25 protein-coding genes are annotated in these 25,627 nt (G+C 71.1%); 14 read left to right on the top strand and 11 right to left on the bottom strand.

Annotated elements, in window-relative coordinates; genetic code table 11:
* Nucleotides 1–3: 3 nt before the first annotated feature.
* Genes ACTOQ1_RS02870 through ACTOQ1_RS02850 form a run of 5 tightly spaced genes read left to right on the top strand, consistent with a single transcriptional unit; the run spans nucleotide 4 to nucleotide 4,731 of the window.
* On the top strand, nucleotides 4–891 hold the full coding sequence (locus tag ACTOQ1_RS02870; protein WP_440064189.1) for a branched-chain amino acid ABC transporter permease: 888 nt from the start codon (nucleotides 4–6) through the stop codon (nucleotides 889–891).
* Nucleotides 875–1,918: a branched-chain amino acid ABC transporter permease gene (locus ACTOQ1_RS02865; RefSeq protein ID WP_440064187.1), complete on the top strand. Its 1,044-nt coding sequence runs from the start codon at nucleotides 875–877 to the stop codon at nucleotides 1,916–1,918. The genes ACTOQ1_RS02870 and ACTOQ1_RS02865 overlap by 17 nt, the downstream gene beginning before the upstream one ends.
* Nucleotides 1,915–2,649, top strand: a complete 735-nt coding sequence (locus tag ACTOQ1_RS02860) for an ABC transporter ATP-binding protein (protein ID WP_440064186.1) — start codon at nucleotides 1,915–1,917, stop codon at nucleotides 2,647–2,649. The genes ACTOQ1_RS02865 and ACTOQ1_RS02860 overlap by 4 nt, the downstream gene beginning before the upstream one ends.
* Nucleotides 2,650–2,668: 19 nt before the next feature.
* Entirely contained in the window at nucleotides 2,669–3,529 is an 861-nt protein-coding gene (locus ACTOQ1_RS02855) for an ABC transporter ATP-binding protein (protein WP_440064763.1), read from the top strand.
* Entirely contained in the window at nucleotides 3,526–4,731 is a 1,206-nt protein-coding gene (locus tag ACTOQ1_RS02850) for a hypothetical protein (RefSeq protein ID WP_440064185.1), read from the top strand. The genes ACTOQ1_RS02855 and ACTOQ1_RS02850 overlap by 4 nt, the downstream gene beginning before the upstream one ends.
* A 21-nt stretch (nucleotides 4,732–4,752) precedes the next feature.
* On the opposite strand, the gene ACTOQ1_RS02845 is transcribed toward ACTOQ1_RS02850, so the two are convergent.
* Together ACTOQ1_RS02845 and ACTOQ1_RS02840 are read right to left on the bottom strand one after the other, a co-directional pair.
* Nucleotides 4,753–5,844, bottom strand: coding sequence for an SDR family oxidoreductase (locus tag ACTOQ1_RS02845; protein ID WP_440064184.1), 1,092 nt, complete (start codon nucleotides 5,842–5,844; stop codon nucleotides 4,753–4,755).
* A gap of 13 nt (nucleotides 5,845–5,857) precedes the next feature.
* Nucleotides 5,858–6,265 (bottom strand): MerR family transcriptional regulator, encoded by a 408-nt coding sequence (locus tag ACTOQ1_RS02840; protein WP_440064183.1) that lies wholly within the window; start codon nucleotides 6,263–6,265, stop codon nucleotides 5,858–5,860.
* Between the two features lie 333 nt (nucleotides 6,266–6,598).
* Between ACTOQ1_RS02840 and ACTOQ1_RS02835 the strand changes: the two genes are divergently transcribed.
* Nucleotides 6,599–7,018 carry a PPOX class F420-dependent oxidoreductase gene (locus tag ACTOQ1_RS02835; RefSeq protein ID WP_440064181.1) on the top strand — a complete coding sequence of 140 codons (420 nt, stop codon included), beginning with the start codon at nucleotides 6,599–6,601 and terminating at the stop codon, nucleotides 7,016–7,018.
* Between the two features lie 120 nt (nucleotides 7,019–7,138).
* Here the strand turns inward: ACTOQ1_RS02835 and ACTOQ1_RS02830 are convergent, their stop codons facing one another.
* The 3 genes from ACTOQ1_RS02830 to ACTOQ1_RS02820 form a co-directional block, all read right to left on the bottom strand.
* Nucleotides 7,139–7,858, bottom strand: a complete 720-nt coding sequence (locus ACTOQ1_RS02830; RefSeq protein ID WP_440064180.1) for a spermidine synthase — start codon at nucleotides 7,856–7,858, stop codon at nucleotides 7,139–7,141.
* A gap of 101 nt (nucleotides 7,859–7,959) precedes the next feature.
* Nucleotides 7,960–8,847 (bottom strand): LLM class flavin-dependent oxidoreductase, encoded by an 888-nt coding sequence (locus ACTOQ1_RS02825; protein WP_440064179.1) that lies wholly within the window; start codon nucleotides 8,845–8,847, stop codon nucleotides 7,960–7,962.
* A 98-nt stretch (nucleotides 8,848–8,945) separates the two neighbouring features.
* On the bottom strand, nucleotides 8,946–9,662 hold the full coding sequence (locus tag ACTOQ1_RS02820; RefSeq protein ID WP_440064178.1) for an SDR family oxidoreductase: 717 nt from the start codon (nucleotides 9,660–9,662) through the stop codon (nucleotides 8,946–8,948).
* An 88-nt stretch (nucleotides 9,663–9,750) separates the two neighbouring features.
* On the opposite strand from ACTOQ1_RS02820, the gene ACTOQ1_RS02815 reads away from it, so the two are divergent.
* Entirely contained in the window at nucleotides 9,751–10,329 is a 579-nt protein-coding gene (locus tag ACTOQ1_RS02815; protein ID WP_440064176.1) for a TetR/AcrR family transcriptional regulator, read from the top strand.
* A gap of 420 nt (nucleotides 10,330–10,749) precedes the next feature.
* On the opposite strand, the gene ACTOQ1_RS02810 is transcribed toward ACTOQ1_RS02815, so the two are convergent.
* Together ACTOQ1_RS02810 and ACTOQ1_RS02805 are read right to left on the bottom strand one after the other, a co-directional pair.
* On the bottom strand, nucleotides 10,750–11,838 hold the full coding sequence (locus ACTOQ1_RS02810) for an NADH:flavin oxidoreductase (protein ID WP_440064175.1): 1,089 nt from the start codon (nucleotides 11,836–11,838) through the stop codon (nucleotides 10,750–10,752).
* 136 nt (nucleotides 11,839–11,974) lie between these two features.
* The gene (locus ACTOQ1_RS02805) at nucleotides 11,975–13,180 is read right to left on the bottom strand and encodes an MFS transporter (RefSeq protein ID WP_440064174.1); all 1,206 of its coding nucleotides are present in this window, start codon (nucleotides 13,178–13,180) and stop codon (nucleotides 11,975–11,977) included.
* A 130-nt stretch (nucleotides 13,181–13,310) separates the two neighbouring features.
* Between ACTOQ1_RS02805 and ACTOQ1_RS02800 the strand changes: the two genes are divergently transcribed.
* The 3 genes from ACTOQ1_RS02800 to ACTOQ1_RS02790 all read left to right on the top strand — a co-directional run bounded on the left by ACTOQ1_RS02800 (nucleotide 13,311) and on the right by ACTOQ1_RS02790 (nucleotide 15,928).
* Nucleotides 13,311–13,664 carry a MerR family transcriptional regulator gene (locus ACTOQ1_RS02800; RefSeq protein ID WP_362680948.1) on the top strand — a complete coding sequence of 118 codons (354 nt, stop codon included), beginning with the start codon at nucleotides 13,311–13,313 and terminating at the stop codon, nucleotides 13,662–13,664.
* A gap of 347 nt (nucleotides 13,665–14,011) precedes the next feature.
* Nucleotides 14,012–14,578 carry a TetR/AcrR family transcriptional regulator gene (locus ACTOQ1_RS02795; RefSeq protein WP_440064173.1) on the top strand — a complete coding sequence of 189 codons (567 nt, stop codon included), beginning with the start codon at nucleotides 14,012–14,014 and terminating at the stop codon, nucleotides 14,576–14,578.
* A gap of 618 nt (nucleotides 14,579–15,196) precedes the next feature.
* On the top strand, nucleotides 15,197–15,928 hold the full coding sequence (locus tag ACTOQ1_RS02790; RefSeq protein WP_362680942.1) for a mycothiol-dependent nitroreductase Rv2466c family protein: 732 nt from the start codon (nucleotides 15,197–15,199) through the stop codon (nucleotides 15,926–15,928).
* A gap of 258 nt (nucleotides 15,929–16,186) precedes the next feature.
* Here ACTOQ1_RS02790 and ACTOQ1_RS02785 read toward each other — a convergent pair whose 3' ends face one another.
* Nucleotides 16,187–16,732: a MarR family winged helix-turn-helix transcriptional regulator gene (locus tag ACTOQ1_RS02785; RefSeq protein ID WP_440064171.1), complete on the bottom strand. Its 546-nt coding sequence runs from the start codon at nucleotides 16,730–16,732 to the stop codon at nucleotides 16,187–16,189.
* 190 nt (nucleotides 16,733–16,922) lie between these two features.
* Between ACTOQ1_RS02785 and ACTOQ1_RS02780 the strand changes: the two genes are divergently transcribed.
* Nucleotides 16,923–18,560 carry an LLM class flavin-dependent oxidoreductase gene (locus ACTOQ1_RS02780; RefSeq protein WP_440064170.1) on the top strand — a complete coding sequence of 546 codons (1,638 nt, stop codon included), beginning with the start codon at nucleotides 16,923–16,925 and terminating at the stop codon, nucleotides 18,558–18,560.
* A gap of 99 nt (nucleotides 18,561–18,659) precedes the next feature.
* Here ACTOQ1_RS02780 and cydB read toward each other — a convergent pair whose 3' ends face one another.
* Together cydB and ACTOQ1_RS02770 are read right to left on the bottom strand one after the other, a co-directional pair.
* Nucleotides 18,660–19,610, bottom strand: coding sequence for a cytochrome d ubiquinol oxidase subunit II (gene cydB, locus ACTOQ1_RS02775; protein WP_440064169.1), 951 nt, complete (start codon nucleotides 19,608–19,610; stop codon nucleotides 18,660–18,662).
* 11 nt (nucleotides 19,611–19,621) lie between these two features.
* Nucleotides 19,622–21,133, bottom strand: coding sequence for a cytochrome ubiquinol oxidase subunit I (locus ACTOQ1_RS02770; RefSeq protein WP_440064168.1), 1,512 nt, complete (start codon nucleotides 21,131–21,133; stop codon nucleotides 19,622–19,624).
* 543 nt (nucleotides 21,134–21,676) lie between these two features.
* Here ACTOQ1_RS02770 and ACTOQ1_RS02765 point away from each other — a divergent pair.
* Nucleotides 21,677–22,204 carry a hypothetical protein gene (locus ACTOQ1_RS02765; protein WP_440064167.1) on the top strand — a complete coding sequence of 176 codons (528 nt, stop codon included), beginning with the start codon at nucleotides 21,677–21,679 and terminating at the stop codon, nucleotides 22,202–22,204.
* A 124-nt stretch (nucleotides 22,205–22,328) separates the two neighbouring features.
* Here ACTOQ1_RS02765 and ACTOQ1_RS02760 read toward each other — a convergent pair whose 3' ends face one another.
* Nucleotides 22,329–23,210: a polysaccharide deacetylase family protein gene (locus tag ACTOQ1_RS02760; protein WP_440064166.1), complete on the bottom strand. Its 882-nt coding sequence runs from the start codon at nucleotides 23,208–23,210 to the stop codon at nucleotides 22,329–22,331.
* A 262-nt stretch (nucleotides 23,211–23,472) separates the two neighbouring features.
* Between ACTOQ1_RS02760 and ACTOQ1_RS02755 the strand changes: the two genes are divergently transcribed.
* Nucleotides 23,473–24,555, top strand: coding sequence for a fatty acid desaturase family protein (locus tag ACTOQ1_RS02755; RefSeq protein WP_440064165.1), 1,083 nt, complete (start codon nucleotides 23,473–23,475; stop codon nucleotides 24,553–24,555).
* A 187-nt stretch (nucleotides 24,556–24,742) separates the two neighbouring features.
* A complete protein-coding gene (locus ACTOQ1_RS02750) occupies nucleotides 24,743–25,498 on the top strand; it encodes an SRPBCC domain-containing protein (protein ID WP_440064164.1) in 756 nt (251 codons plus the stop codon).
* Nucleotides 25,499–25,627: the final 129 nt, after the last annotated feature.

Here is a 25,627-nt window from a genome sequence, read left to right as displayed (position 1 = left end):
CTGATGCCGTCGGGCTCCCTCCTGCTGCAGGGACTCGTCCTGGGCGTGCTGACCGGCGGCCTGTACGCCCTGCTCTCCTCGGGCCTGTCGCTGTACTTCGGCGTCATGCGCGTGGTGATGGTCGCCCACCCGGCGTTCCTCATCGTCGCCGCCTACCTCACCTACACGCTCAACGTCCGCCTCGGGCTCGACCCGCTGCTCACCATCCCGCTCACCGTCCCGCTGTTCTTCGCGGCGGGCGTGGCGATCCAGCGGCTGCTGATCTCCAGGCTCGCCTCCGACACGATGGCGATGATGTCGGTGCTGCTCACCTTCGGCATGGCCCTGGTCATCGAGGGCGTGCTCGGCACCGTCTACACCGGCTCCTACCGGTCGATCAGCATGGACTACGCCACCCAGTCGCTGTCGCTCGGCGCGGTCCGCCTGCCGTACGACCGCATCATCGCCTTCGGCGTCGCCGCGCTCACCTTGGGCCTGCTCTTCGTGGTGCTGCGGATGACCCGCTTCGGCCAGTCCCTGCGCGCGACCATCCAGCACCCGCAGGCCGCCCGGCTGGTGGGCATCAGGACCGACCGGGTCACCGGATACGGCTTCGGGCTGGGCCTGGCCACCGCGGCGGTCGGCGGCGCCGTACTCGCGCTGATCACTCCGTTCTTCCCGGCCGCTCACTGGGCCTGGATCGGCAAGCTGATGGCGATCATCGTCGTCGGCGGCCTGGGCAGCGTGCAGGGGGCCGCGGCCGCCGCGCTCATGCTCGGTGTCATCGAGAGCCTGGTGCTGGTCACCGTCGACGCCACCTGGGCCACGATGATGTTCTACGTCTTCCTCTTCCTGACCCTCGTCGTGCGTCCCCAGGGATTCTTCGGAGGTCGCCTTGCGCAACGGTTCTAAGGCGGGTTCCGGGGCTGGTTCCAGGGCGAAGGCCGGGCTTCTCGCGCTCGGGGCGCTCCTCGCCCTGGCCTATCCGTGGCTGGCGCCCAACACCTATCTCCTCTACGCCGGCGTGCTCACCGTGATGTACGCGGTGATGGCCACCTCGTGGAACCTGCTCGGCGGGTTCACCGGATACGTCTCCCTCGGCCACTCGGCGTTCTTCGGGCTCGGCGCGTACGGCACCGGCCTGCTGATCACCCGGGCCGGGTGGAACTGGGTCCTCGCGCTGTTCGCCTCGGCCGTCGTGGTCGCGCTGTTCGCCGTGCTGGTCGGCATCGCCGCGGTCCGGGTGCGCGGGGCCTCCTTCGTGATCGTCTCCATCGCCCTGGTCTCCATGATGAACCTGCTGGTCCAGGGCTGGCGGTCGCTGACCGGCGGCTCCACCGGCCTGCGGGTGCCCGCGCAGTTCCGCGAGCTCAACCGCGGCGAGACGCACCTGGTGTTCTTCTACCTCTTCCTGCTCCTGCTCGTCGTGGTCCTGCTGACCTGGTGGTTCGTCGGCCGCTCCCGGTTCGGCAGCGGCCTGCGGGCCATCCGCGAGGACGAGGACAAGGCCGAGTCGCTCGGCGTGCCGACGGTCGCGTTCAAGGTCGTCGCCTACGCGCTGTCGGCACTGTTCGTAGCCCTGGCCGGCGGCCTGTACGCCGTCTGGTTCCGCAGCCTCGACCCGATCTTCGTCTTCTCGATCCTGATCGGCTCCTACATGGTGCTGATGAGCCTGCTCGGCGGGGTCCGCCACCTGTTCGGCCCGCTGCTCGGCGCGCTCATCGTGGCCCCGGCCGGGGAGTACTTCCTGGTCGCGCTCGGCGAGTCGCAGATCCACCTGACCGCGACCGGCCTGCTGCTGGTGCTCGTGGTCCTGTTCATGCCCGAGGGGATCATCCCGGCCGCCGCGAGGCTGCTGCGCCTGAGACGGCCCCCCGAGGCGTCGATCCGCGAGGAGACCGCCGCGCAGCGGGCGGAGATGCAGGAGGCGGCCCGATGAGCACGTCGCTGCGCACCGAGGGCCTGACCAAGGCGTTCGGCGGCGTGACCGCGGTGAACGGCGCGACGGTCGAGCTGGTGCACGGCAAGATCAACGGATTGATCGGGCCGAACGGCTCCGGCAAGACGACCTTCTTCAACCTGGTCACCGGGATGATCCGGCCCGACTCCGGGCGGACCTTCTACGGGGACAGGGAGATCACCCGCTACTCGCCGCACCGCATCGCGCACGCCGGGCTGGGGCGCACCTTCCAGCTCTGCCGGGTCTTCCCCCGGATGACCGTGCTGGAGAACATGCTGGTGGCGGTGCGCCGCACCCGGCTGCGCGAGCTGCTGGCCGGCAGCCACGACAGGGGAGAGGTCGAGCGGGCCCGCCACTGGCTGCGCCGGGTCGGCATCGACCACCTGGAGCACGCCGAGGCGCGCAACCTCTCCTACGGGCAGCAGAAGCTGCTGGAGCTCGCGGCCGTCTTCATGGGCGACCCCGAGCTGGTGCTGCTCGACGAGCCCGCCGGAGGGGTCAACCCGGCGCTGATCGAGCGGATCGTCACCCTCGTCCGCGAGCTCAACCAGGAGGGACGGACGTTCCTCGTCGTCGAGCACAACATGGACATGGTCATGGGGATGTGCGACCACGTGATCGTCTTCGACCGCGGTGCCCCCATCGCCGCGGGCCCGCCGGCGGTCGTGCAGAACGACCCCCGAGTGCTGGAGGCCTACCTCGGTGTCTGACGTGTCTGGCGTGTCTGAAATGCCCGCTCCGCGGGAGATCGTTCTCGAGCTGCGCGACGTCGAGGCCGGATACGGCAGGGCGGCGCTGGTGCTGCGCGGGCTCTCGGTCACGGTCCGCACGGGTGAGGTGGTCTGCCTGGTCGGGCCGAACGGCGCGGGCAAGTCGACGGTGCTCAAGGTGGCCAGCGGGCTGCTCGTCCCGCGCTCGGGCTCGGTGCTGCTCGGTGGCCGGGACGTCACCGGCGCCTCGCCGCAGGACCTCCTGGGCCAGGGGATGGCCCACGTGCTCCAGGGGCACAGCGTGTTCCGCGAGATGACAGTCGAGGAGAACGTGCGCCTGGGCGGCTACACCGTCCGGGACAAGGCCTGGCTCAAACGGCGCGTCGAGGAGGTCAAGGAGATCTTCCCGGTGGTCGGCGAGCGCTGGACGAGCATCGCGGGCCTGCTCTCCGGCGGCCAGCAGAAGCAGGTGGAGTTCGCCCGCGCGCTCATGCTGGAGCCCAAGGTGATCCTGCTGGACGAGCCGTCGATGGGCCTGGACCCCAAGACGACCTCGACCGTCTTCGAGCAGATCGACCTGATGCGCCGGACCGGCGTCGCCGTCCTGCTGGTCGAGCAGAACGCCCGCCGCGCCCTGGAGATGGCCGACATCGGCTGCGTGCTGGACCTGGGCCGGGTGCACATCTCGGGACCTGCCGCGGAACTGGTCGAGGACCCCCGGCTGGGAGCCCTCTACCTCGGCGGCAGCGCCGCCAGGAAACCGGCCGGCCCGCCGGGAACTCCGGAGGGCGAGGCAGGGACGACGCCGCAGGGCACGCCCGGAACGCCGGAGGGCACGGCAGGGGAGACGCAGGTCAAGGCCGACACCACCCCGGCGTGACGTCGTCCTCCCCGCCGGCCGCGTCCTCCCCGGGACGGGCGGGCCGCCGCTGGACCGGGGCGGCCGGGGCGTGGCTCGGGCTGGGCGCCGCACCGGCGACCCTCACCATGGGGGCGGCGATGGCCGACCGCCACGGCGGGGCGGTGCCGATCGTCGCCGTCCTGCTCGGCGCCGCGCTCATGGCCGGGCTCCTGTACGGCCAGGGCATGCTGGGCCTGGGCTCGTCCCGCGCCGAGGGCGGCACGCTGACGGACGTCGCGCCCACCTACCTGTCCCCGGCCGCCCGCACCGCGGTCGGCGTCCTGCTCACTCTCGCCATGATCGGCTGGAACGGCTTCAACGTGGGGCTGGGCGGCGCCTCGCTCGGCACCGTGACCTCCCTGCCGGGACCGGTGGGCGCGGTGCTGCTGGCCGCCGCCGTCCTGGCCGCCTCCCACGCCTCCGGCCGGGCAGGCAACCGGATCGCGGTCGTCACCACGCTGGCGGCGCTCGCGCTGGTCGCCGTGTGCGTGACCAGGCTGAGCCCGCCCGTGCTGCCGGTCACCGCCGAGGTCCGCGGCATCCTGCCGGACGTGGCGGTCCTGGTCGGGTACGTCGCCGTCTTCGCTCTGCGGGCACCGGACTTCAGCCACGGCCTGGCCGGGCGGCGGGACCTGCTGGTGTGCGTGGCACTACTGGTGGTCCCCGCGTCGCTGGCGACCCTGGCCGGCGCCGGGGTGTGGCTGCGCACTGGCTCGCCCGACGTGGTCGCGACGCTGGCGGGCACCGGTGACATCGCGGCGTTCGGCAACCTCTTCGTCACCGCGGCGGTCTTCGCCCCCAGCCTGACCACCACCTACTCCGGCGCCCTGGCGATCAGGTCGGTCATGCCCGGGCTCTCCGGGACCGCGGCCATGCTGGCCGTCGCCGTCCCCGGCACGCTGCTGGCCGTCCTGCGGTTCGACCTCTATCTCCTGCCCTGGCTCTCGGCGCTGGCCGCGGCCCTGCCCCCGCTCGTCGTCCCGATGGCCGCCGAGGCCTGGCGCCGCCGCCGGGGCGGCACACCCCGCATGATCCCCATCTGGACGTGGGTCCCGGCCGGCGTCACGGCGACCGCCCTCGCCCTCCTCGGCGTCCCCGCCGCCCCCGTCGCCGGCCTCGCCCTGGCCCTCGCCGCCACCGCGCTCAACGCCTTCCGGCGCAGGCCCCCGGCGTTCTCCTGACGCGACGCGCGTCCCGGGAGGTCACGCGTGGAGGCTGCGGAGGCCGTGGAGGCTGTGGCCCTCCGGCAGGGTCAGTCCCAGCCGGAGGTGGCTGTCGGCGGTCTCCACGATCGTCCCGGTGACGTCGCGGGGCTCCCAGCCCAGCACCGAACGGGCCTTGTCGTTGCTGATGACGGGGATCTGACCCCCCAGGCCGGCGGCGTCCCGAAGGGACGGATCGGTCTTCGCGGCCTCGCGCACCTGCTCGATCGTCAGCTCGGCGGACGGCAGCAGGTCCGCGGCGGCGGGGAAGTGCTCACGCAGGATCCGGGCGACGTCGAAGAAGCTGATCGACGGCCCGCTGACCCCGATGAAGCGCTCGCCCGCCGCCTTCGGGTGCAGCATGGCCCGCAGATGCAGGTCCGCGACGTCACGTACGTCGACGACGCCGAAGTACATGATCGGCACCACGGGCATCCGCCCGGTCAGCATGGCCTTGACCAGGCCGGCCGACGCGGACGGACGGTCGCTCAGCACCGGGCCGAAGATGCCCGTGGGGTTGACGACCGCCAGCTCGATGCCGCCGTGGGTGCGGACGAAGTCCCAGGCCGCGCGCTCGGCGAGGACCTTCGACCTGTGGTAGGCGGGCAGGCCGTGAGTGTCCGGGTCGGTCCAGTCCTCCTCCGAGTAGTGGCCGCCGGGCTTCACCGTGTAACCGACCGCCGCGTAGGAGGAGGTCATCACCACGCGTGGCACGCCCGCGGCACGGGCGGCGGCGATGACCCGCAGCGCGCCGTCGCGCGCCGGGAGGATGAGTTCGGCCTCCGTCTCCGGAGGGGTGAACGGGAAGGGCGACGCCAGGTGCAGCACGTGGCCGACCCCGTCCACGGCGTCGGCCCAGCCCTTGTCGCCGGAGAGGTTCGCCACGGCGAACTCCAGGCGACCGGCCGGATCGACCCCGGCCCGGCGGAGCTGGTCCAGCACCTCGGCCCGCTGTCCGGGCTCCCGGACCGTCACGCGGGTCCGGTATCCCTCGCGCAGCAGGCGGGCGACCGTGTGGCCGCCGACGTAGCCGGTGCCACCGGTGACCAGCACCGTCTCGTCGGCGGGGGTGGTGAGATCTTCTGCGTTCATCGTGTTCGGTCCTTCAGTGGATGAGTTCTGCCAGCACGCGCGTGATCTCGTCGATCGCGCGCTTCTCGGCGGCGGCGTCCCCGCGAGCGCGGGCGTCCCACATATCTGCTTTCTGCCGCAGATATGTCAGGCGCAGTCGCAGCTGCTCGATGTCGGCGGCCAGCTTCTCCGCCTGCGCGGCGAACAGGTCCCGCTGCTCGGCCGCCGCGGCGTCCCCCCGGGCGAGCAGGTCCAGGTAGCGGCGCATCCCGCTGACCGTCATCCCCGACGAACGCAGGCAGGACAGTGCCTCGACGCGGTCCGCGGTCGCCGCCTCGTACCGGCGATGACCGCTGGACTCGTCCCTGGCGACCGCTCCCAGCAGGCCGATCTTCTCGTAGTAGCGCAGCGTGGGCTCGCTGAAACCCGATCGTCGCGCCATCTCCTGGATGGTCAGACCCGCTGCTCGCTCTCCGGACGCCGTTGCCATGAAGGGAGCCTCCAACACTTGAAGCGCTTGAAGTCAAACCTCCTGTCGACGATATGACGCGGATCACCGTGATCATGAGGGGGCCGGAGGTCCGGGGCGCCGGGCGCGTACGGCACCGGGGGCGGGGCCTGCGAGCCGCGGCGGGTTCCTCGGAGACCGGTGAGCGGCCACTTACGGAGGGTCGCCGGATCGTCACCATCCGGGATATGACACCGTGGATGTGTATCCCGTGAACCGCACGCGCCGCCTTCACCACAGGGGACGCCGGGGCGAAGAGGAGTGATCATGTCAAAGCCGCCGCTTCCCGAGGAAGCAGTCGCCATGCTGAGGAAGCCGAATCACGCCGTCATCACCACGCTTCGGCCCGACGGCCAGCCCGTGTCCACGGCCACCTGGTATCTCTGGGACGACGGCCGGATCCTGGTCAACATGGACGGGGGCCGCAAGCGGCTGGAGCACCTGCGCGAGGATCCCCGGGTCTCCCTCACCGTGCTCGACGAGAAGGACTGGTACACCCACGTCAGCATCGTCGGGCACATCGCCGAGATGCGCGACGACGGGGATCTGACCGACATCGACCGGCTGGCCCGCCAGTATCTCGGGAAGGAGTATCCGGACCGGGACCGCAGCCGGGTCAGTGCCTGGATCGAGATCGAGTGCTGGCACGGCTGGGGCGCGCACAAGGACAGCAACCAGCCCGGCTGACGTTCACGCCCGTCCGGGTGCCGGGCGGGCCGCCGGTCGAGACCGGATCTCGCCCGGCCTGATGGGCCGTCCCCGGACCGAACGCGGCCGGATGCCGGGGAGGCGGGCGGCGCCGGGGCGTCAGGTGACGTTCGTCGCGACGTAGACGGTGTTGGCCGACTCGCCGCCCCGCAGCGGGTTGGGGAAGGTGACGACGTGCGCCCGCGAGGTCGCGAAGACCTCCGCGAGCACGGCGGCGAAGTCCGGGTCCGGCGGGTCGTCCGACCACAGGGCGAAGACACCGCCCGGATGGAGGTGCTCGGCGAGCCGGCGCAGGCCCTCGGGGGTGTAGAGGGCGGCGTGGCTCGGGTGCAGCACGTGGCGCGGCGTGTGGTCGATGTCCACCAGGACGGCGTGGAAGCGCCGGTCCGGGGTCTCGGGGTCGAGGCCAGGACCGGCGGCGACCATCGCGAAGAAGTCGCCGTGGACCAGGCGGCAGCGAGGGTCCGACATCAGCCGGGCGCCGACCGGCAGCAACTCCCGCTCGTGCCACTCGATCACCTCGCCGAGCGCGTCGATCACGACGAGCGAGCGCACGCGGGAGTCCTCGAGCACGGCCTGGGCGGTGTGTCCGAGCCCGAGCCCGCCCACGGCGACGTCGAGGTCCGTGCCCGGCAGCGCCGCCAGCCCGAGCCGGGCGAGCTCGATCTCGGCCACCGTGAACAGGCTCGACATGAGGAAGTCGTCGTCGAGTTTGATCTCGTAGACGTCGACGCCGAGCGAGGGCTCGCGCCGGCGCCGCAGGCTGATGGCGCCGATCGGCGTCGGACGCCAGTCGATCTCCTCGAAACGCGCGCTCATCGCAGCCGTCCGTCCATGGCGAAGGAGGCGGCCGGGCCGATGCCCGGGTCGGCCCCGGTGGTACCGGGCCTGAATCTATCCTGGCGGAGGCGCTCCGGTGGTCAGGGCAGGAGGGCACGGACCTCGGCGAGCAGGTCGCACTGCTCGCGCCAGTCGCCTCCGGCGAACCCCAGGACCACGTGACGGGCCCCGGCCTCGCGGTAGGCGGCCAGCCGCTCGGCCGCCCGTGAGGGCTTCCCGGTGACGGGGAGTCTCGTCGCCTCCTCCAGCGGGATGCCGTACCCGGTGATGCCCGAGGCGATGGAGGCGCGGGTGGGCAGGCCGGGTGCCGAGCCGAGGACGCCGGTGGCGCCGATGGCGACGACCGGCTCCGGGCGCCCGTGGGCGGCGGCGAGTTCGGCCAGCGCGGTCCTTCCCGAGGCCACCGCCGCCGGGAGGACCATCGAGGGGAACCAGCCGTCCCCGTGGCGGGCCGCCCGCCGCACGGCCACCGCCGACGCGTTGCCGACCCAGATCGGCGGGGGCGTCACGGCCGGTTCGAGCCGCGCCTTCGCCTGCTCGTCCGCCAGCGTGACGGTCTCGCCGGCCAGCAGGCGCGGGAGCAGTTCCAGCGCGGTGTCGGTCCGCCTGCCGCGCTCGCCGTACGGCACCCCGGCCGCCGCCCACTGCCCGGCACCGCCCCCGGACCCGACGCCCAGCACCAGCCGCCCGCCCGAGACGTGCTGGAGGCTCGCGATCTGCTTGGCCGACCACGCCAGGGGACGGATCGCCGGGACGAACACGCTCGCCCCGATCCGGACCCGCGTCGTCGCCCCCGCCGCGACGGCCAGTGCCACGGCGCAGTCCAGCGAGGCCGCCCCGGTGGCCAGGTGGTCGCCGTGCCAGACGCCGTCCAGCCCCGCCTCCTCCGCGTGCCGCGCGGCGGTGCCCAGGTCGAGCCGCTGTTCCCACTGCACGGCGACGGAAGGCAGGATCACTCCGATCTCCATGGAGGCCATCCTTCAACCTCAAGCCTTCTCGAGGTCAATGCGCGGCGGGCGGCCGGGCGTGAGGGCGGGTGGCGTCGCGGGGGGGGCGGGGGAACGCCTCAGACGGCGCTCCGCGGGAAGAGTTCGGCGGGGTCCAGGGCGGCCGCCGCCTTGACCTGCACGCTGACCGGGTCCGCGAGGATCTCCGCCGCTCCGGCCTCGATGCCGTCGAGCGCCTTCCGCGCGATCTCGGGGGCCGGGGTCTTCTGCACGGTCGGGTCCCGCAGGATGTCGGTGTCGGTGAAGCCCATGTGAAGGCTGGACAGCTCCACACCCCGCGCGGGGAGCGTGTCGCGCAGGCCGTTGGTCGCCATCAGGAGCGCGGCCTTGGTCGACGCGTACGCGGTGTACGACCCGTAACCGGGTGCCACGAGGAGGCCCAGGGCCGAGTTGACGTTCTGGATGTGGCCGCCGCCGTTGCCGGAGATGACCGGGGCGAAGGCGCGCATGAGCCGCAGCGGGCCGAAGAAGTTCACCTCGAACTCGCGGCGGACGTCGTCGAGATCGTGGGTCAGGAGGTCGTCGATGGCGAGGTCCACGCCCGCGTTGTTGATCAGGACGGTCACGTCGGAGGCCTGCTCGGCGGCCGCGGCGACCGCCTCGGGGTCGGTGACGTCCAGCCTCAGGGGTACGGCGTTCGGGGTGGAGACGGTCTTCGGGTCCCGGGCGGCGGCGTACACCTTGCGCGCGCCCCGCGCCAGAGCCTCCTCGACCAGGGCCCTGCCGATTCCGCGGTTGCCGCCGGTGACGAGCACGACGGCGTCTTGGATCTTCATGTGAGCCTCCAGAGGGTGGAAACCGATCGGTTTCCACCATGGTAAACCGATCGGTTTCCAACGCCAAATCGGGAGGTACCCTTCAGGGGTGAGCACGATCCTGAAGGCCACCCCCCGCGAGCGGCTGCTGCGCGCCGCGGCGGACCTCTTCTACCGCGAGGGCATCACCGCGACCGGGGTCGAGCGGCTCTGCCGGGCGGCCGGGGTCTCGAAGCGGTCGATGTACCAGCTCTTCGAGACCAAGGACGAGCTGGTCGCGGAGAGCCTGGCGCTGTTCGGGGCGGACGTCCTCGCGGACTACTTCCCGGGTGAGGCGGCCGGGCTGACCCCGCGCGAGCGGATCGTGCACGTCTTCGAACGGCTGGAGGCGCTGGCCGGGGATCCGGCCTTCCGCGGCTGCCCGTTCGTCGGCACCGCCACCGAGCTCAAGGACCCGGCCCACCCGGCGGTCCTGGTGGCCCGCGCGCGCAAGCAGGAGCTGACCGACTTCTTCGCGAGGCAGGCCGCGCTCGGCGGCGCGGACGACCCGGAGACGCTGGCGAACCAGCTGACGATCGTGTTCGACGGGCTGAGCGCCCGCGCGGTGGTGCGGGGGAGCGGGGTCGGGGGGCTGGCCGTCACCACCGCCTCGGTGCTGCTGGACGCCGGCGGGCTGCGCGCCGGCTAGGTGTACTCGGTCGTGGCGTTGGCGACAGCCGGCTGATGGGTGGTGGGCCGCCCTCGACTCCGCAACTCTGAGGCCGCCGACCGGGGGACCTGGATCGTCGTGGCCCACACCCGGCTCCGCCTTGCACGCCCGCTCGTCCAAGACCTGCGGTACCCCTGGGAGAAGCCGACCCCGCCCGTTCTCAAAGGCCGCCGAATTCGGATCGGTGGCCTTTGACCTGCTGGCACAGAGGTCAGGATCGTTCTCAGCCCTTTCAGGGTGCGGTGTCCTGCGGTTTCGTGACAGCCTGGACCGTTTCCCGCACCTCGTCCGACCAGGGCGAAGACCGCAGGGTCGCAGGGTCCAGCCGCACGACCGTGCGTGTCCCGTGCGCGTACGTGGTGGCACCGTCCGGCGAGCACGGGCGGTAGCCCGACCCACTCACACGCTGAATCGCCGAACAAAGCCCTGCCATCCCCGCATGTGATTGATGAAGCGCTCGCTCAGCCCGGCGGTGCGCAGGTACTGCGCCGTCACCGGAAGCTTCGGGCTTTCGTACAGAGGGTTTTCGTGTACTCGCCGGGGGAAGTCCCGCTGGAGAATGGCCGCCCGGCCGATCAGTACGAAGTCGCATCCCTCGTCCAGTAGTCGGCCGGCGCGCTGGGCGCTCGTGATCTTGCCCGCGGCTCCCACACGTACGCCCTTGCGGGGGAGGTCTGTGAAGACGCTGAGCATGGTCTGCCCTTGAAACGCTCCTTCTCGAACGATCTGGGCAGAGTCCCACAGGGCCAGGTCGAGGTAGTCGATCAGTTCTCGATCGAGAATCTCGGCCGTGATGTCACGAAGTTCCTCCAGGCGTAGTCCGTAGCGTTCGACCGACAGGCGCCAGCCGATCTGGAACCGGGGGCCGCACGCTCGGCGGATTCCTTCGATCACCTCGATGGTGAGGCGAGCCCGGTTCTCCGTGCTGCCGCCGTACTTGTCTGTGCGGTCGTTCAGCAAGGGGGACATGAACTCCGACAGGATCCACCCGAAAGCGCCGTGGAGCGCGACGCCGTCGAACCCTGCCTGTTCTGCCCTCTTCGCGGCCGCGATGAAGCCGTCCCGGATTCGCTCCACCTGTTCCGTGGTCAGCGCTTTGACTCCCGGAACCGTGGCGCTGGAGGCAGGGGCTGGAACTCCCCCCAGTTCCGGTCGAGCGCGGTGGCCGGCGTGGTGCAACTGCACCGCGGACAGGCCGCCTCCCTCCCGAATCGCGGCTGCCATCTCGGTCAGGCCGGGCAGGTGTTCGTCGCTGTGAACACCCAGCTGCCGCTCGTACGCTATGCCGCCGGCCTCGACGGTGGCGGCGCCGGTTTGGATCAGGGCGTAACCGCCCCGCGCCACCTGCCTGATCCAATCCCGATCGAAATCGGACGCGGAGCCGTCATGCTCGCTTTGCTGATTGGTGAGCGGCGCCAGCATGAAACGATTCCTCATCGCAGGGCCATGCGAAAGAGTAAGCGGTTCGAACAAATCTGAGACGGACATGGGAGTCTCCGGGACCGGGTGGGTGGGGCGCCGTGTGATGACGGTTTGTTTCGCTGGTTCTGACCGACTTTCCGGCAGCGGGACCTACGGCGACATGGCGTGATCCGCTACGGAGATCGTGCGCACCGCTGTGGCGTCAGCCGGTTACGGGGCTGCGCCTGGGGAATGCGTGACCGCGCGCGAGGACGACGACGAGCACGATCGGTGCCAGGAGTACGACGGCCGCGATCATGAGAGATCCGGAGCCGAAACCGGCGAGGAGTACGCCGCCGACGAGCCCGCCGAGGCCGATGCCAAGATTCCAGGTGGTCACCATCGACGACTGTGCCGCGTCGGCGTGTTCACCTGCCGCTCGCATCAGTGCCGACTGAAGCAGGGTGGCCGCTCCGCCGAACGCGAGTCCCCAGGCCGCGACGGCGGCGTAGTCGGCCGCGGGGCTCGAGGCGAACGCGGCCAGTACCGCCGCGGCCGCGGCGAAGAGTGCGGTGCTGAGGACCACCAGGGTGCGGTGGTGGCGGTCGATGAGTACGCCGGTGAGCCAGATGCTGATGATCGAGGCGATGCCGAAGTCGAGGAGGATCCACTGGACCTGGTCCTCCAGCCCGACGTCGCCGAGGATCGGCGCGATGTAGGTGTAGAGGACGGTGTGCGCGAGCACGAAAGCGCCGGTGACCACGAGGACGGTGCGCAGGCCCCGCAGTCGCAGGATGCGACGGAAGGGGATCCTGTCCTCGACCTTCTGGCCGGGGAAGTTCGGCAGGGTCCGCACGGTCCAGATGATGAGCAGCCCGGTCAGGGCGGTGACGATGCCGAAGGTGAGCTGCCACCCGACGGCCTTGCCGAGGTACGCCCCGACGGGGACTCCGAGGGAGAGGGCCACGGGAGTGCCCGCCATGGCGAAAGCCATCGCCCGGCCCTTCAGCCTGGGGCCGACCAGACGTGCCGCGTAGCCACCGAGGAGGCTCCAGACGACGCCGGAGGAGGCGCCCGCGATGAACCGGGCTCCCATGGTCAGGGGGAAGCTGACGGAGACGGCGGTCACGAGGTTGGCTATCACGAAGCCCACGAGCGCGGCCAGGAACAGGTGGCGCCGTGGCCATGAGGCGGTGGCCAGCATGACGGGTATCGCCGTCAGGAGCGTGCCCGCCGCGTAGATGGTGACCGTCTGGCCGGCGACGGATTCCGAGACTCCGAGCGCGTGGCTCATCTGCGGCAGCACACCCGCCGGCAGCGCCTCGGTCTGGGTGGTGATCAGCCCGGCTGTGAAGAGGGCGATCAGGGGCGGGAGCGGCAGACGTTCCGCGGACGAGGTCCGTGCAACGTCCGTCTGGGTGGTGGTCACGACTGTTCCTTCACTGGTCAGAGCCTCGGAGAGAACTCCGGGTTCAGGTCGGGCCTCCGCGGTCGCGGCGGCTCGACTAGGCTCCGACCTTGACATCAGTGAGAAGGCAAATTACGTCTCAGGAGATGTGGTGAGGATCAAGGAACTCTCCGAGCGGACCGGTGTTTCCGCTCGATTGCTGCGCTACTACGAGGAGCAGGGTCTCCTGAGTCCAGAGCGTGCGGAGAACGGTTACCGTGAGTACGACGAGTCCCACGAGGCGAGGGTCCGCCAGATTCGCAGCCTGCTGGATGCGGGCCTGACCACTGAGATCATCGGGACCGTGCTGCCCTGCCTGGCCGAGGCGGCGAACTCTCGGTATCCCGCCCCCGACTTCGTGAGCCGGGTCTGCCGGGAGCGCGAGCGCATGGCCGAGCGCCTGGCATGCCTGGCGAAGAACCTGAAGGCCATGGACGACTATCTGGACGCTCTCAACAAACGGTGACGCGCAGCCGCGTGGCGACGGCCGATGGCGAGTGCCTCGTAGGCGATGCGGGACGAGCGGGAGCCGGGGCGCCGTGTCCGACCGGTACAGGCGGCAGCGAACTCGTATCCGCGGGGCGAGCCGCGCCCGCGAGCCGGGCTCCCAAGGCGCTTCCGCGAGATCATCCACGCTATGGCCCTGCTCGACCGGCCGATCCGAACGCATCAACCCCTGGATCGGCAGGAGGACTGCGCCCATCGACCGCGACCGCAGCAGGGCGGCCATTCCTCCGAATGTGAGCCCCGCGACCGCGGCGAAGCCGTCGCCGACGGCCCTCAATATTACCGAAAGTTCGGTAATATTGAGGGATGGCGCGTCTTCCCTCCATCGATCAGGCTCGGCTGCTCGACCTCCTCCTGCCCGTTTTCCGGGAGAAGGGCTTCGACGGGACCGTGATCGGCGACCTGTCGGCGGCCTCGGGCCTGCAGCGCGCGAGCCTCTACCACCGGTTCCCCGCCGGCAAGGAAGAGATCGCGGACGCGGTCCTCACCATGGTCGGCGAGCGCTTCCTGTGGATCCTCGAACCGATGCGAACGGACTCCGAGGTCGCGCGAGGGATCGCCGAGACCGCACGCCGCCTGAGTGACTTCTACGGGGCGGGGGCGCTGTCGTGCGTTCTCGACACGATGACGCTGGCGGGGACTCCGGCGAAGGTCCGCGATCACGCTCGCTCGCTCGCCGTGACGTGGATCGACGCGATGGCCGAGGCCGCGCAGCGCGCCGGACGGCAGCCCGAAGACGCCCGAAGCGCCTCGAACGACGCGTTCCTGCGGATCGAGGGAGCGCTGGTGCTGGCACGGGTGCTGGGCGAGACGCGTGCTTTCACCGAAACCGTGGCCCTCCTGCCGAGCCTGCTGATGCCCGCGCAGAGCTAGAGCCAGGACTCGACCGCCTCCTCGGCTCGCCGACGGCCGGCGGGGCTCGCTCCGCTCCGTGGCGTGGTCGTGGTCCCACGGGGAACCGCCGCCTCGCGAAGGGCGCGCCATCGGCCCCGCGACGAGTCCCGTCCCACTTCGGCCGATCCGCCAGGTCGCCGCACCGCGGTCACCGACCTGTCGGTTTGTTGAGGAGTGCGCCGCCGATCCGGGGACCTCGGTGTCACGTCGGCGGATCCGGTCCGCCGGAGGGCTGTGGGCGAAGGGTGTGGCGCGCATCACTCTTCATAATTACCGAACGTACGGTAAATTGAAGTTGTTCGTCTCGCTCGACCTGGAGGAGGGTCTTTCGTGAGCGGCAAGACCGCAGTCGTGGTGCTGTCCGACCCCTCGACCGGCACCGACGAAGCGCTGGGCCAGGTGTTCGACGCCCTCGCGGCGGCGTGTGTCTGCTGAACCGGCGTGTGAACGAACTCCTCCGCCGGCCCGTTCACGGTCCCTGACCAAGGAGTCGCCGTCACCGGGTCGGCGACGAGCGCGGCGGGATACCGATGAATCCACACCGTTCCAGCAGTCATCGCATCGAAGACCAGCCGACCTAGGATCGTCGACATGATCATGAATTCAGCAAAGAAAGCTGATATCAACTTCTATTTCGACCCCATCTGCCCGTTCGCGTGGATGACGAGCAAGTGGATCCGGATCATTCAGGCGCAGCGCGACTACACCGTCGACTGGCGATTCATCTCACTGCGGCTCATCAACTCGCACATCGACTACGACACCCACTTCCCCGAGGAGTACCACGACCAGCACACCTCGGGCTTGCGACTGCTGCGGGTGGCTTCGGCTGCCAGGGAGAAGCATGGCCGCGAAGCGATCGGCCCGCTCTACGCGGCCTTCGGCGCGCGCATCATGGAGGCCGGACCCGACGAGGGCCGAGCCCCCGGCTGGCGAAGCACCCCCGGCCTCGTCGTCGGTGCCCTCGCCGAAGCCGGCCTGCCGGCCTCGCTCGTCGAGGCACTCGACGACACGACCCGCGACGTCGAGATCCAGGCCGAGTCCGACGAGGCGCTCTCGCTGACGGGCAGGGACGTCGGCACGCCGATCGTGCACTTCGAACCGCCCGAGGGCGTCGCCTTCTTCGGACCGGTGATCAGCCGGCTGCCCGACGACGAGCAGGCGGGGGTGCTGTGGGATCACGTCATCGGCCTTGCCCGGTTCCCGGGCTTCGCCGAACTCAAGCGCAGCCTGCGCGAGCGTCCGCAGCTACCGTCATTCGGCGTCACGGTACAGGAGACCGGTAGGACCGAGGACTGGCACGCAGGAAGCCGCAGGCTCAAGAAGTAGCTCAGCCGGAGTGCTCCTTCGCCGGCCGGTCTGATGCAGCCGGCCCCAGACCCTGTGGGGACCGGATGGCGAAGCCGCGATGCACGGTCGACTTCGATGCTCCGAAACACGGTGGCGATGCCCGCCACGCACAGCCGCTGAGCAGGACGTAGAGAATCGCGGCGATCACCACGGCGCCGGGCGGCGGTGAGGTCTCCTGCGAGGGCCTACGCACCGACCCGGTGTCCGCGTTCGGCTGGGCGCGGCTCGTTCCGGTGTTCAGCCGCGGGCGGAGCGCCGCGGTTTGGGAGGAGCGCCGTCTGGGTCGAGCTCCTCGACGAGCCGGCAGGCGCTGTGCACCGGGTCCACGCTGTTGGCCTGGACGGCCAGCTTCCGCAGCAGCTCCCGGAACACCGAGCGGTCGGCCGGGTCCAGCGGTGCCAGCACGTGCTCCTCGGCGTGCTCCAGCCGGGACTGGGTGTCGGTCCAGGTCGCCCTGCCCTGCTCGGTGGCGACGACGCGCTTGTTGCGCCGGTCGGCGGGGTCGGGGCGGCGCTCGACCAGGCCGGCCTTCTCCAGGTCGTCGAGCAGGTAGGTCATCACCGTCTTGTCGACGCCGAGGCGCTGTGCCAGCGCGCCCTGGCCGCCGGGCAGCCCCTGGACCGCGGCGACGAGGACCTGGTAGCCGCGCGGGCCACCGGGGAGATGGCTGACCAGCACGTTCGCGGTCCTGACGTAGGAGCGGAAGACCACACCGAGCGTCCAGCCCAGATCGGTGTCCAGGGCGTCCGGGGTCTCGGCGCCGGAACGTGGGGTGGCGGGCATGCCACGAGATTACCAGGATCGGCGGTCGCCAAGACCTTCTGTTTGACAATTCATCTGCTTTGCATACGATCTGTCGTGCCGCACCATCGCGGTGCCACGCGTCCATGTGTCCGGGAATCCGGGCAAATGGGCAAATGGGCATCCGGGGGGACGCGTGCCGCGCAGCCGAGATGACGCACCGAGGAGAGACATGGCCGACTACGGGCACGAGCTGCTGTTCGGGACCTTCCTGACCCCGATGGCCGACCAGGCCGAGAGGGTCGTCGCGCTCGCCCGGCTCACCGACCAGGCCGGTCTGGACCTGGTGACCGTGCAGGATCATCCGTACCAGGCGCGGTTCCTGGACACGTGGACGCTGCTGTCGGTCATCGCGGCGAGCACCTCGACGGTGCGGGTGTCGCCGAACGTGGCGAACCTGCCCCTGCGCCCGCCCGCGGTGCTCGCCCGCAGCGTCGCGACCCTGGACATACTCAGCGGAGGCCGCGTCGAGCTCGGGCTCGGAGCGGGCGGCTTCCGGGACGGCATCGCCGCCGTCGGCGGTCCCAAGCTGACCGCCGCCCAGGGAGTCGACGCGCTGGAGGAGGGCATCCAGGTCATCCGGGCCATCTGGGCGGAAGAGGGCGGAGCCGTGCGGGTGGACGGCCGCCACCACCGCGTCTGGGGGGCGCATCCCGGCCCGGCGCCCGCCCACGACGTCGGCATCTGGCTGGGGGCCTACAAGAAGCGCATGCTCGACATGACCGGCAGGCTCGCGGACGGCTGGCTGCCCACCCACGCCTACGCCGCCCTGGACGCCCTCCCGGCCATGAACGCGATCATCGATGAGGCCGCTCTCGGCGCGGGGCGCTCACCGGCCGACGTACGGCGCCTGTACAACATCGCCGGCACCTTCACCGGTTCCGGCAGGGACTTCCTCCGGGGGCCGGCGAGCGTCTGGGTCGAGCAGCTCGCCGAGCTCACCCTGGAGCAGGGGATGAGCGCCTACATCCTCGCGAGTGACGACCCCGACGACATCCGGCGCTTCGCCGCCGAGGTCGTCCCCGGCGTGCGCGAGCTCGTGGCCGCCGAGCGCGCCGCCTCGAGCGCGCCGGCCGCCGGGGACCGGTCCCGGCCGGCCGAGACGGGCACGCGGGCCGGTGACCGGAGCGCGTCACCGGCCATCGCGTCGGCCACCTCGCCGGCCACCTCGCCGGACACCGTCGCGCACGCCCGCACCGGAGGCGGGGTCCCCGCACTGGGGTTCACGCCGACCCCGGACGACGGCACCCGGCTCACCGACGTCCGGGTCTGGGACGAGTCCACCCGTCCCACCGGCCCGGCCCCCGACCCGGATCGCACCTACACCGCCAGGGAGCAGGCGGCCGGACACCACCTCGTCGAGGTCCACGACCAGCTCCGCCAGGAGCTCGCCGAGGTCCGGCGGCTCGTCGAGGAGGTCACCGCCGGGGCGATGGATCCCGGCGTCGCGCGCTCGCACATCAACACGATGACGATGCGCCAGAACAACTGGACGGCCGGGGTGTACTGCGAGTCCTACTGCCGGATCGTCACGACCCACCACACCATCGAGGACCAGAGTCTCTTTCCCCACCTGCGCCGCGCGGACCCCAGGCTGGTACCCGTCGTCGACCGTCTGGAGCAGGAGCACCACGCCATCCACGAGGTCCTCGAAGGCGTCGACCGGGCGCTGGTCGCCTTCGTCTCGGAGCCCGACGGCCACAAGGCCCTGTGGGCCGCACTGGACCTGCTGACCGACGCGCTCCTGTCGCACCTGTCCTACGAGGAGAGGGAGCTCGTCGAGCCGATCGCCCGGCTCGGCGCGCACTGAGGCGGCCGGTCGAGACGGCCGGTGCTGAGAGAGGCCGGTGCTGAGAGGTGGCCGGTCGAGGCGTCCGGTCCAGGTGGCCGGTCCAGGCGGCCGGCGTTCTCAGGACACCTCGGCGACCAGGCGCCTGCGGAAGACCCAGTACGACCAGGCCTGGTAGCCGAGCACGAACGGCAGCGCGATCAGGCCGATCCAGGTCAGCACCCCCAGCGTGTACGGGCCCGAGGCGGCCTCGGCGACGGTGAGGCCGGGGAACGGGGCGGGCCACAGGGCGCCGAACAGGGCGGCGCCGCCCAGCGCGATGGACGAGGCCGTGGCGGCGAACGCCCAGCCGTCCCGGCCGCGCCAGGTCAGCGCGACCCCGGCGGCCAGGGTCGCCATCGAGGCGAGCGCGCCCGCCCACAGCCACGGGCTGGTCGGCGCCGCCGACCAGGAGCCGACCGCCGTGCCCGCGACGGGGATGTGCGACAGGGCCGCCACGGCGGCGGGCAGCGCCACCGCGGAGGCGATCATCGCGGCGCGCCGGGCGCGGGAACGCACCGGCCCGGTGGTCTTGAGCGCGACGAACACCGCGCCGTGCAGCACGCACACCGAGAGCGAGAACACCCCGCCGACCAGGGCGGCCGTCGCGCTGCCCCGCAGCAGGTCGGCGAAGACGGCGCCCCACAGGAACGCGGGCAGGGCGCTGCCGACCAGCACGCCCAGGTCGCACCAGGCCCGGTCGGAGGCGTGCTTGACCTTGCCGCGCCACTCCAGGCCGATGCCGCGCACGATCAGCCCGACGAGGACCAGCACGATCGGCAGGTAGAACTCGCTGAGCAGCCCGGCGTACCAGGCGGGGAAGGCGGCGAACATGGCGCCGACCGCGGTGATCAGCCAGACCTCGTTGCCGTCCCAGACCGGGCCGATCGTGCCCAGGACCTGCTTGCGTTCGGCCTCGTTCCTGGCCAGCGCCGGTGCCAGCATGCCCACGCCGAAGTCGAAGCCCTCCAGCACGAAGTAGCCGGTCCACAGGAACGCGATGACCGCGAACCAGAAGGTGGTGAGTTCCATCGTCGTCGCCTTCAGTACATGAGGGTCGGCTGGAGCCGGGCGTCCGCGCTCTCGTCGTCGTCGCGGGAGGGCGGCGTTCGGGGAGCGGCGGGGGCGGCGGGCTCGGGGCCCGTCTTGACGTGGCGCGTGAGCAGTATCGCCTCGGCCAGCGCGAGCGCGCCGTACAGCACCGTGAAGATCGCCAGCGAGACGGCCACCTCGGCCAGGCTGACGCCCGGCGAGACGCTCGCGGCCGTGAGCAGCTCGCCCTGGACGGTCCACGGCTGGCGGCCGATCTCGCTGAGCAGCCAGCCGGAGATCATCGCGATCGTCGGCAGCGGCAGCGCGAGCAGGCAGATCCGGGCGAACCAGGCGGGGACCTCACGCGGGGTACGGGCGGCCACGGGGGTGCCGCGGCGCCTCCGGCGGGTCAGCCAGAGGCCGAGCACCGACAGGCCCACCGTGGACAGACCGAAGACGATCATCACGCGGAAGGACCAGAAGACCACCGGGAGGTTGGGCCGGTAGTCGCCGGGGCCGAACTGCTCCTCGTACCGCGCCTGCACGTCCTCGACGCCCTGGACCACCGCGTTCGGGTCGTCGGTGGCCAGGAAGCTGAGCAGCATGGGCACTTCCAGCCCGGGGACGGGGGAGAACGGCGCGCCGGCGGTGTCGTGCCGGAGTCCCTCGGCCGAGGCGAGTTTCATGGGCTGCTGCTCGTACAGCAGCTTGGCCGACATGTCGCCGCTGCCCGCGACCAGGGCCCCGGCGATCGCCGTCATCACCAGCGCGGCCCGCATCGGAGTCCGCCAGATGCTCACGCCTCTGCTCACACCTCGCGGCGCCGGTGCGGTCCCGCCGGTGGCCGCGGCCGTGGCGGTGGTGGCCGTGGCGGCCGTGGCGGCGGCGGAGGCGGCGTGGCGCTCGCGCAGGAGGTGGTAGCCGCAGACCGCCAGCACGAAGCCGCCCGCCACGACGAAGGCTCCCGCGATTACGTGGGGCACCTGGGCGAGCGCGGTGGAGTTGGTGAGCACCGCCCACAGGTCCGTCATCCTGGCCTTGCCGTCGACCACCTCGTACCCGACCGGGTGCTTCATCCAGGCGTTGGCGGCGAGGATGAAGTACGCCGACAGGTTGGATCCGATGACCGCGGCCCAGATGGTGGCCAGGTGGACGCGCCTGGGGAGCCTGTCCCAGCCGAAGATCCACAGGCCGATGAAGGTCGACTCCAGGAAGAAGGCGAGCAGGGCCTCCAGTGCCAGCGGGGCGCCGAAGACGTCGCCCACGAAGATCGAGTACTCGCTCCAGTTCATGCCGAACTGGAACTCCTGCACGATGCCGGTCACCACGCCCATCGCGAAGTTGATCAGGAAGAGTTTCCCGAAGAACTTCGTGAGCCGCAGGTAGTGCTCCTTTCCCGTGCGGTACCACGCGGTCTGCAACCCGGCCACGAAGACGCCGAGCCCGATCGTCAGGGGTACGAACAGGAAGTGGTACACGGTGGTCACCCCGAACTGCCACCGGGCCAGGTCTAGCGCTTCCATCGTTCCCTTTTGTTCCCTTCGCGGGCCTGGAGCTCTACAGCTTGTAGTTCTACTTCTAGTAGTACTACGGGTTGTAGAGCTATGGGTGGGAGAGGCGCCGCGAGCTGCTGCGATCTTTGTCACATGGTCCGCCGGGAGACCGCACTTCTCCGTTGGACCGAGATCGTCTCCGTCGGCTCGCGACGCCGGCTCTCCCGCGCGCCACCGGGGACCCCTCCCCGGATGTCCCCGCCCGAAGAGACGCCCGTCCCGTCGCGCCGGGCGATCCCCGTGCCGCCATCCCCCGGGGCGTGACTCCATGGTGGGCCGGGCGCCCCCTGCGAGGCGTCCGCCTCCGGAGTGATTTCCCGGTACGCCGGGCGGCGGACCCGCCACCCCTCCGATGACCGGGTTGTTCTCCACGCGACCGGGTCAAGCCACTGCAAACGGCTCGCAAGCACTCCGTAAGGAGCGGTACGGGGACCTGCAAGCCCCTCCCCATACAAAGGAGTCACTCCAGGGGGAAATCGGCAAAGGCCGGTTCGGGGAGGTAAAGGAGAAACCATGATCAAGCGACTTGCCGCCGGCCTGCTGGCCACGGCCGCCCTCGGCGCGATCGCGCTCGCCGCGCCCGCCACCGCGCACGCCGCGACCACGGCGGCCCCGGCGGCGGCGACCACCGCCGCGACCGGCTCGTCCGGCTACGACTACAGCGAGAACTGGGGCCACTACTTCTCGTCCAACCACCGGGCCAAGAGCCGCGGCTGGATCGGTGTCGAGTGGGACGACCAGCAGAAGTGGAACCGGGTCGACGTCAGGGGCAAGCTGTACGACCTCGACCACCGCACGTACAAGCAGGGCGGCAAGTGCGCCTACGTGAAGTTCGCGGTCCACCACTTCGGCGACGGCGGCAACAAGTGGTACGACGGCAAGTCCTACAAGTACTGCAACGCCGGGGGCGCCAAGCACTTCGCCTTCAGCAAGCACAAGGTCGACAGCGTCCGCGTCAAGGTCTGCCAGATCGGCCTGCACAGCTCTTACCCCACCCGGTGCGGCGACTGGGAGTACCTCTACACCGCCGAGAGTGAGTGATCACATATATCCCCGGACGGCCCGCCCCCGCACAGGGGGCGGGCCGTCCGGCTGTCCGGCCGGGGACTTCAGCACAGGGGCGGACCGCCGTCCGGCCGCGGGACTCACGCCCGTCGTGGCCGCGTCAGCGGGCCGCCGCCTTCAGGTACGCGTCGAGGTTGCCGATCTCGAAACCCCGGCGCTTGATCTTCGCGACGAGGATCCTGAAGTCGCGGGCGAGGTTCGGGCGGAAGTGCAGCAGCAGGATGTCGCCGGGGCGGAGCTTCTTGTCAGGCACCTGGTAGGCGATCTTCCCGCCCGGCTGCACGGTCGCGGTCCAGAGCAGGAGCGCGTCGATGCCGCAGGCCTTGGCGGCCCTGCGGGTCAGGGTGTTGTGGTTGCCGAACGGCGGGCGGAACAGCGTGGGCGCGGTGCCGGTGTGCCTGCGGATCAGCTTGGAGATGCCGCAGATCTCGGTTTTCTGCCCCTCGTAGCCGAGCGCCGGGAGGTTCGGGTGGGTCAGCGTGTGGTTCTCGATCGTCGCCCCCGCGTCGCGCAGGTCGCGCACGTACTCCCACTTGCCCGCGCCCAGGAACCTGCCGCCCTGGGCGGTCGGATCGGCCGCGCCCCTGGCCTCCACGGCGTCGCGGGTGACGAAGGCCGCCACCGGGATCCGCTGGTCGCGGACCTGTGCCACGAAGCCGGGATCCTGCTCCCAGCCGTCGTCGATGGTGAGGAAGACGACCTTCCGCCTGGTGGGAATGGAGCTGATCACCGGAGGCAGGCCGTCGCCGGGGCGGGGGAACCGGCCCACCTCACCCGGCCTGGGCGTCACCCCGGGAGGCCCGGCCGGTCTCGCCGCCCGGTCGCCCGCGCCGGAGGGGGCCTTCGACGCGTGGGAGGCGCCCGGACCGGGGGTGGCGCCGGTCCCGCCCCTCCCGCCGTCGGGGCTCGTGGCGCACCCGGCGCTCACCGCCAGAGCCGTCGCCGCCGCCGTTCTGATCGTCCAGTATGTCCCCGATGCCATGGGCGACCATCCTGCCAGCAGCCGGGAGTCCGACATAGCGGTCCTGGAAGGAGTGACTCCGGCGGCTATCGCGTGATCATCCAGAAATCGTGGCATCTGCCAGGGTAGGGCCAGCACTACCACAAGCTGGGGTGTGAGCGGGGGTTTGGGATTACGGCAGGCACGGAATCCTGGGATGGTCGTCCTGCTTGGCTGACGTCGATCTGCGACGCCACCGGCTGACGTGATCATGTCGAGTGATCCGGCCCATCTGAGGAGAACCGTGACCGACTCAACCGCGATCGATGACGCGGATCCTCCCGTCGTCCCCGAGAACGCCGTCCCCGGAGAAGGAGAGCGGGGCAGTGATTTCGCGCGCCTGTCGCGCCGGATCGCCCAGGCGGGACTGCTCGACCGGCGCCCCGGTTACTACGCCGCGCGGCTCGGCCTGGTCGCGGCGGCCTTCGTCGGCGGCTGGGCCGCCTTCTTCGCCCTCGGTGACTCGTGGTACCAGCTGCTGGTGGCGGTCTTCCTCGCGCTGGTGTTCGCCCAGATCGGGCTGGTCGCCCACGACCTGGCTCATCGCCAGGTCTTCCGCTCCCGCCGCTCCAGCGAGATCGCCGGGCTGGTGGCCGGAAACCTCGCCATCGGCATGAGTTACGGCTGGTGGATGGACAAGCACACCCGCCACCACGCCAACCCCAACCACGAGGACCACGACCCCGACGTCAACCCCGACTTCCTGCTCTGGTCGCGCGAGCAGGCCGCCGCGAGCAAGGGGCTGCCCAGGTTCGTGGGCCGCTGGCAGGCGTTCCTGTTCTTCCCGCTGCTCACCTTCGAGGGGTTCAACCTCCACGTGTCCAGCGTCCGGGCGCTGACGCGCCCGGCGATGAAGCACCGGGCCGTGGAGGCGTCGCTGCTCGTCGTGCACGCCGTCCTGTACCTGGGCGCGCTGTTCGCGGTGCTGTCACCCGTCAAGGCCGTGGTCTTCCTCCTCGTGCACCAGGCGATCTTCGGCGTCTACCTGGGCTGCACCTTCGCCCCCAACCACAAGGGCATGCCGATGCTCAGGGGCGAGGACAAGCTCGACTTCCTCCGGCGCCAGGTGCTGACCTCGCGTAACGTGCGCGGCAGCGTGGTCCTGGACGTCGTGCTCGGCGGGCTCAACTACCAGATCGAGCACCACCTCTTCCCGAGCATGCCGATGCCCAACCTGCGCCGCGCCCAGCCGATCGTCCGGGCGTACTGCGAGGAGTTGGGGGTCGACTACCTGGAGACCGGGATCGTCAGCTCGTACGCGCAGGCGTTGCGTCACCTGCACGACGTGGGCGTGCCCCTGCGATCCGGGAGCCCCGTGCCCGGCTGACCCGTGCCCGGCTGACCCGTGGTGTCCCGCCCGCGCCGCGCCGGGCCGGGGCCCGCGTTCCCGCGGGCGCCGGAGTCCGCTTCGGGGCACCGGGACGGCACTGAGGCAGCACTGACAAGGGTGGGTCCCGTCGGCGGGCAGATGTTGCTGTTATCCGCCCGCCCGGCGATTGCCTAGGGTGCTTGGTGTGAAGCTCGCAGGCAGTGCCGTGCTCGGCATCGACAGAGATCGTGTGTGGTCAGCGCTCCAGAACCCGGCCGTGCTCGTACGCACGATCCCCGGCTGCGAGCGCCTGGAGGAGACGGGGCCGGACACCTACCGGATGACCGTCACCGCGGGGGTGGCCTCCATCAAGGGCGTCTACCAGGGCGAGGTCGCCCTGTCGGAGCCCGAGGCGCCGGAACGGTTCGTGCTCAGGGCCCGGGGCCAGGGTGCCCCCGGCACCGTGGACGCCACCGTGGAGATCCGCCTCAGCGAGGTCGAGGGCGGCACCCGGGTCGACTACGACGCCGAGGCCGTGATCGGCGGCATGATCGGCGGGGTCGGTCAGCGCATGCTGGGCTCCGTCGCGAGGAAGACCGCGGGGGAGTTCTTCTCCGCGGTGGAGAGCCACCTCGTCTCGGGGGAGATTCCCGCCGCTCCCGCTCCCGCTCTCGGTTCCGTCCCCGCTTCCGGTTCCGTTTCCGGCGTGCTCACCGGGATCGCGCCGGGCGGCGACCCGTCGCCCGGCGTGCCCGCCGAGGTCGCCGAGGTCGCCGCGCCGGGATCGCCGGTCGCGGCCGGCCGGTCCGGACCCGCGCACGTCTTCGAACGCCCGGCCGAGCAGCCCAGGCCCGGGGTCCCCGCCTGGTCGCTTCTCGCCGCGTTCGGGATGGGCGCGGGCGTCGCGCTCGGCAGCGCGGTGATCGGCTGGCTGCTCGGCCGTACCGGCGGGAGGCGGTGACGACGCTCTCCGGCGGGAATCGGCGGGAAGGAGCGACCGTGTCCGCCGGTTCGAGGAGCTGATCACGCCTCGGTGAAGAACCGGCGGTGTTCGGGTCAAGCGGCCCGCGCGCTTGACCGGTGAAACGTG

The organism is Streptosporangium sp. OZ121, assembly GCF_051918885.1.
GTDB lineage: Bacteria > Actinomycetota > Actinomycetes > Streptosporangiales > Streptosporangiaceae > Streptosporangium.
This window is presented reverse-complemented; position numbering and strand designations above follow the sequence as displayed.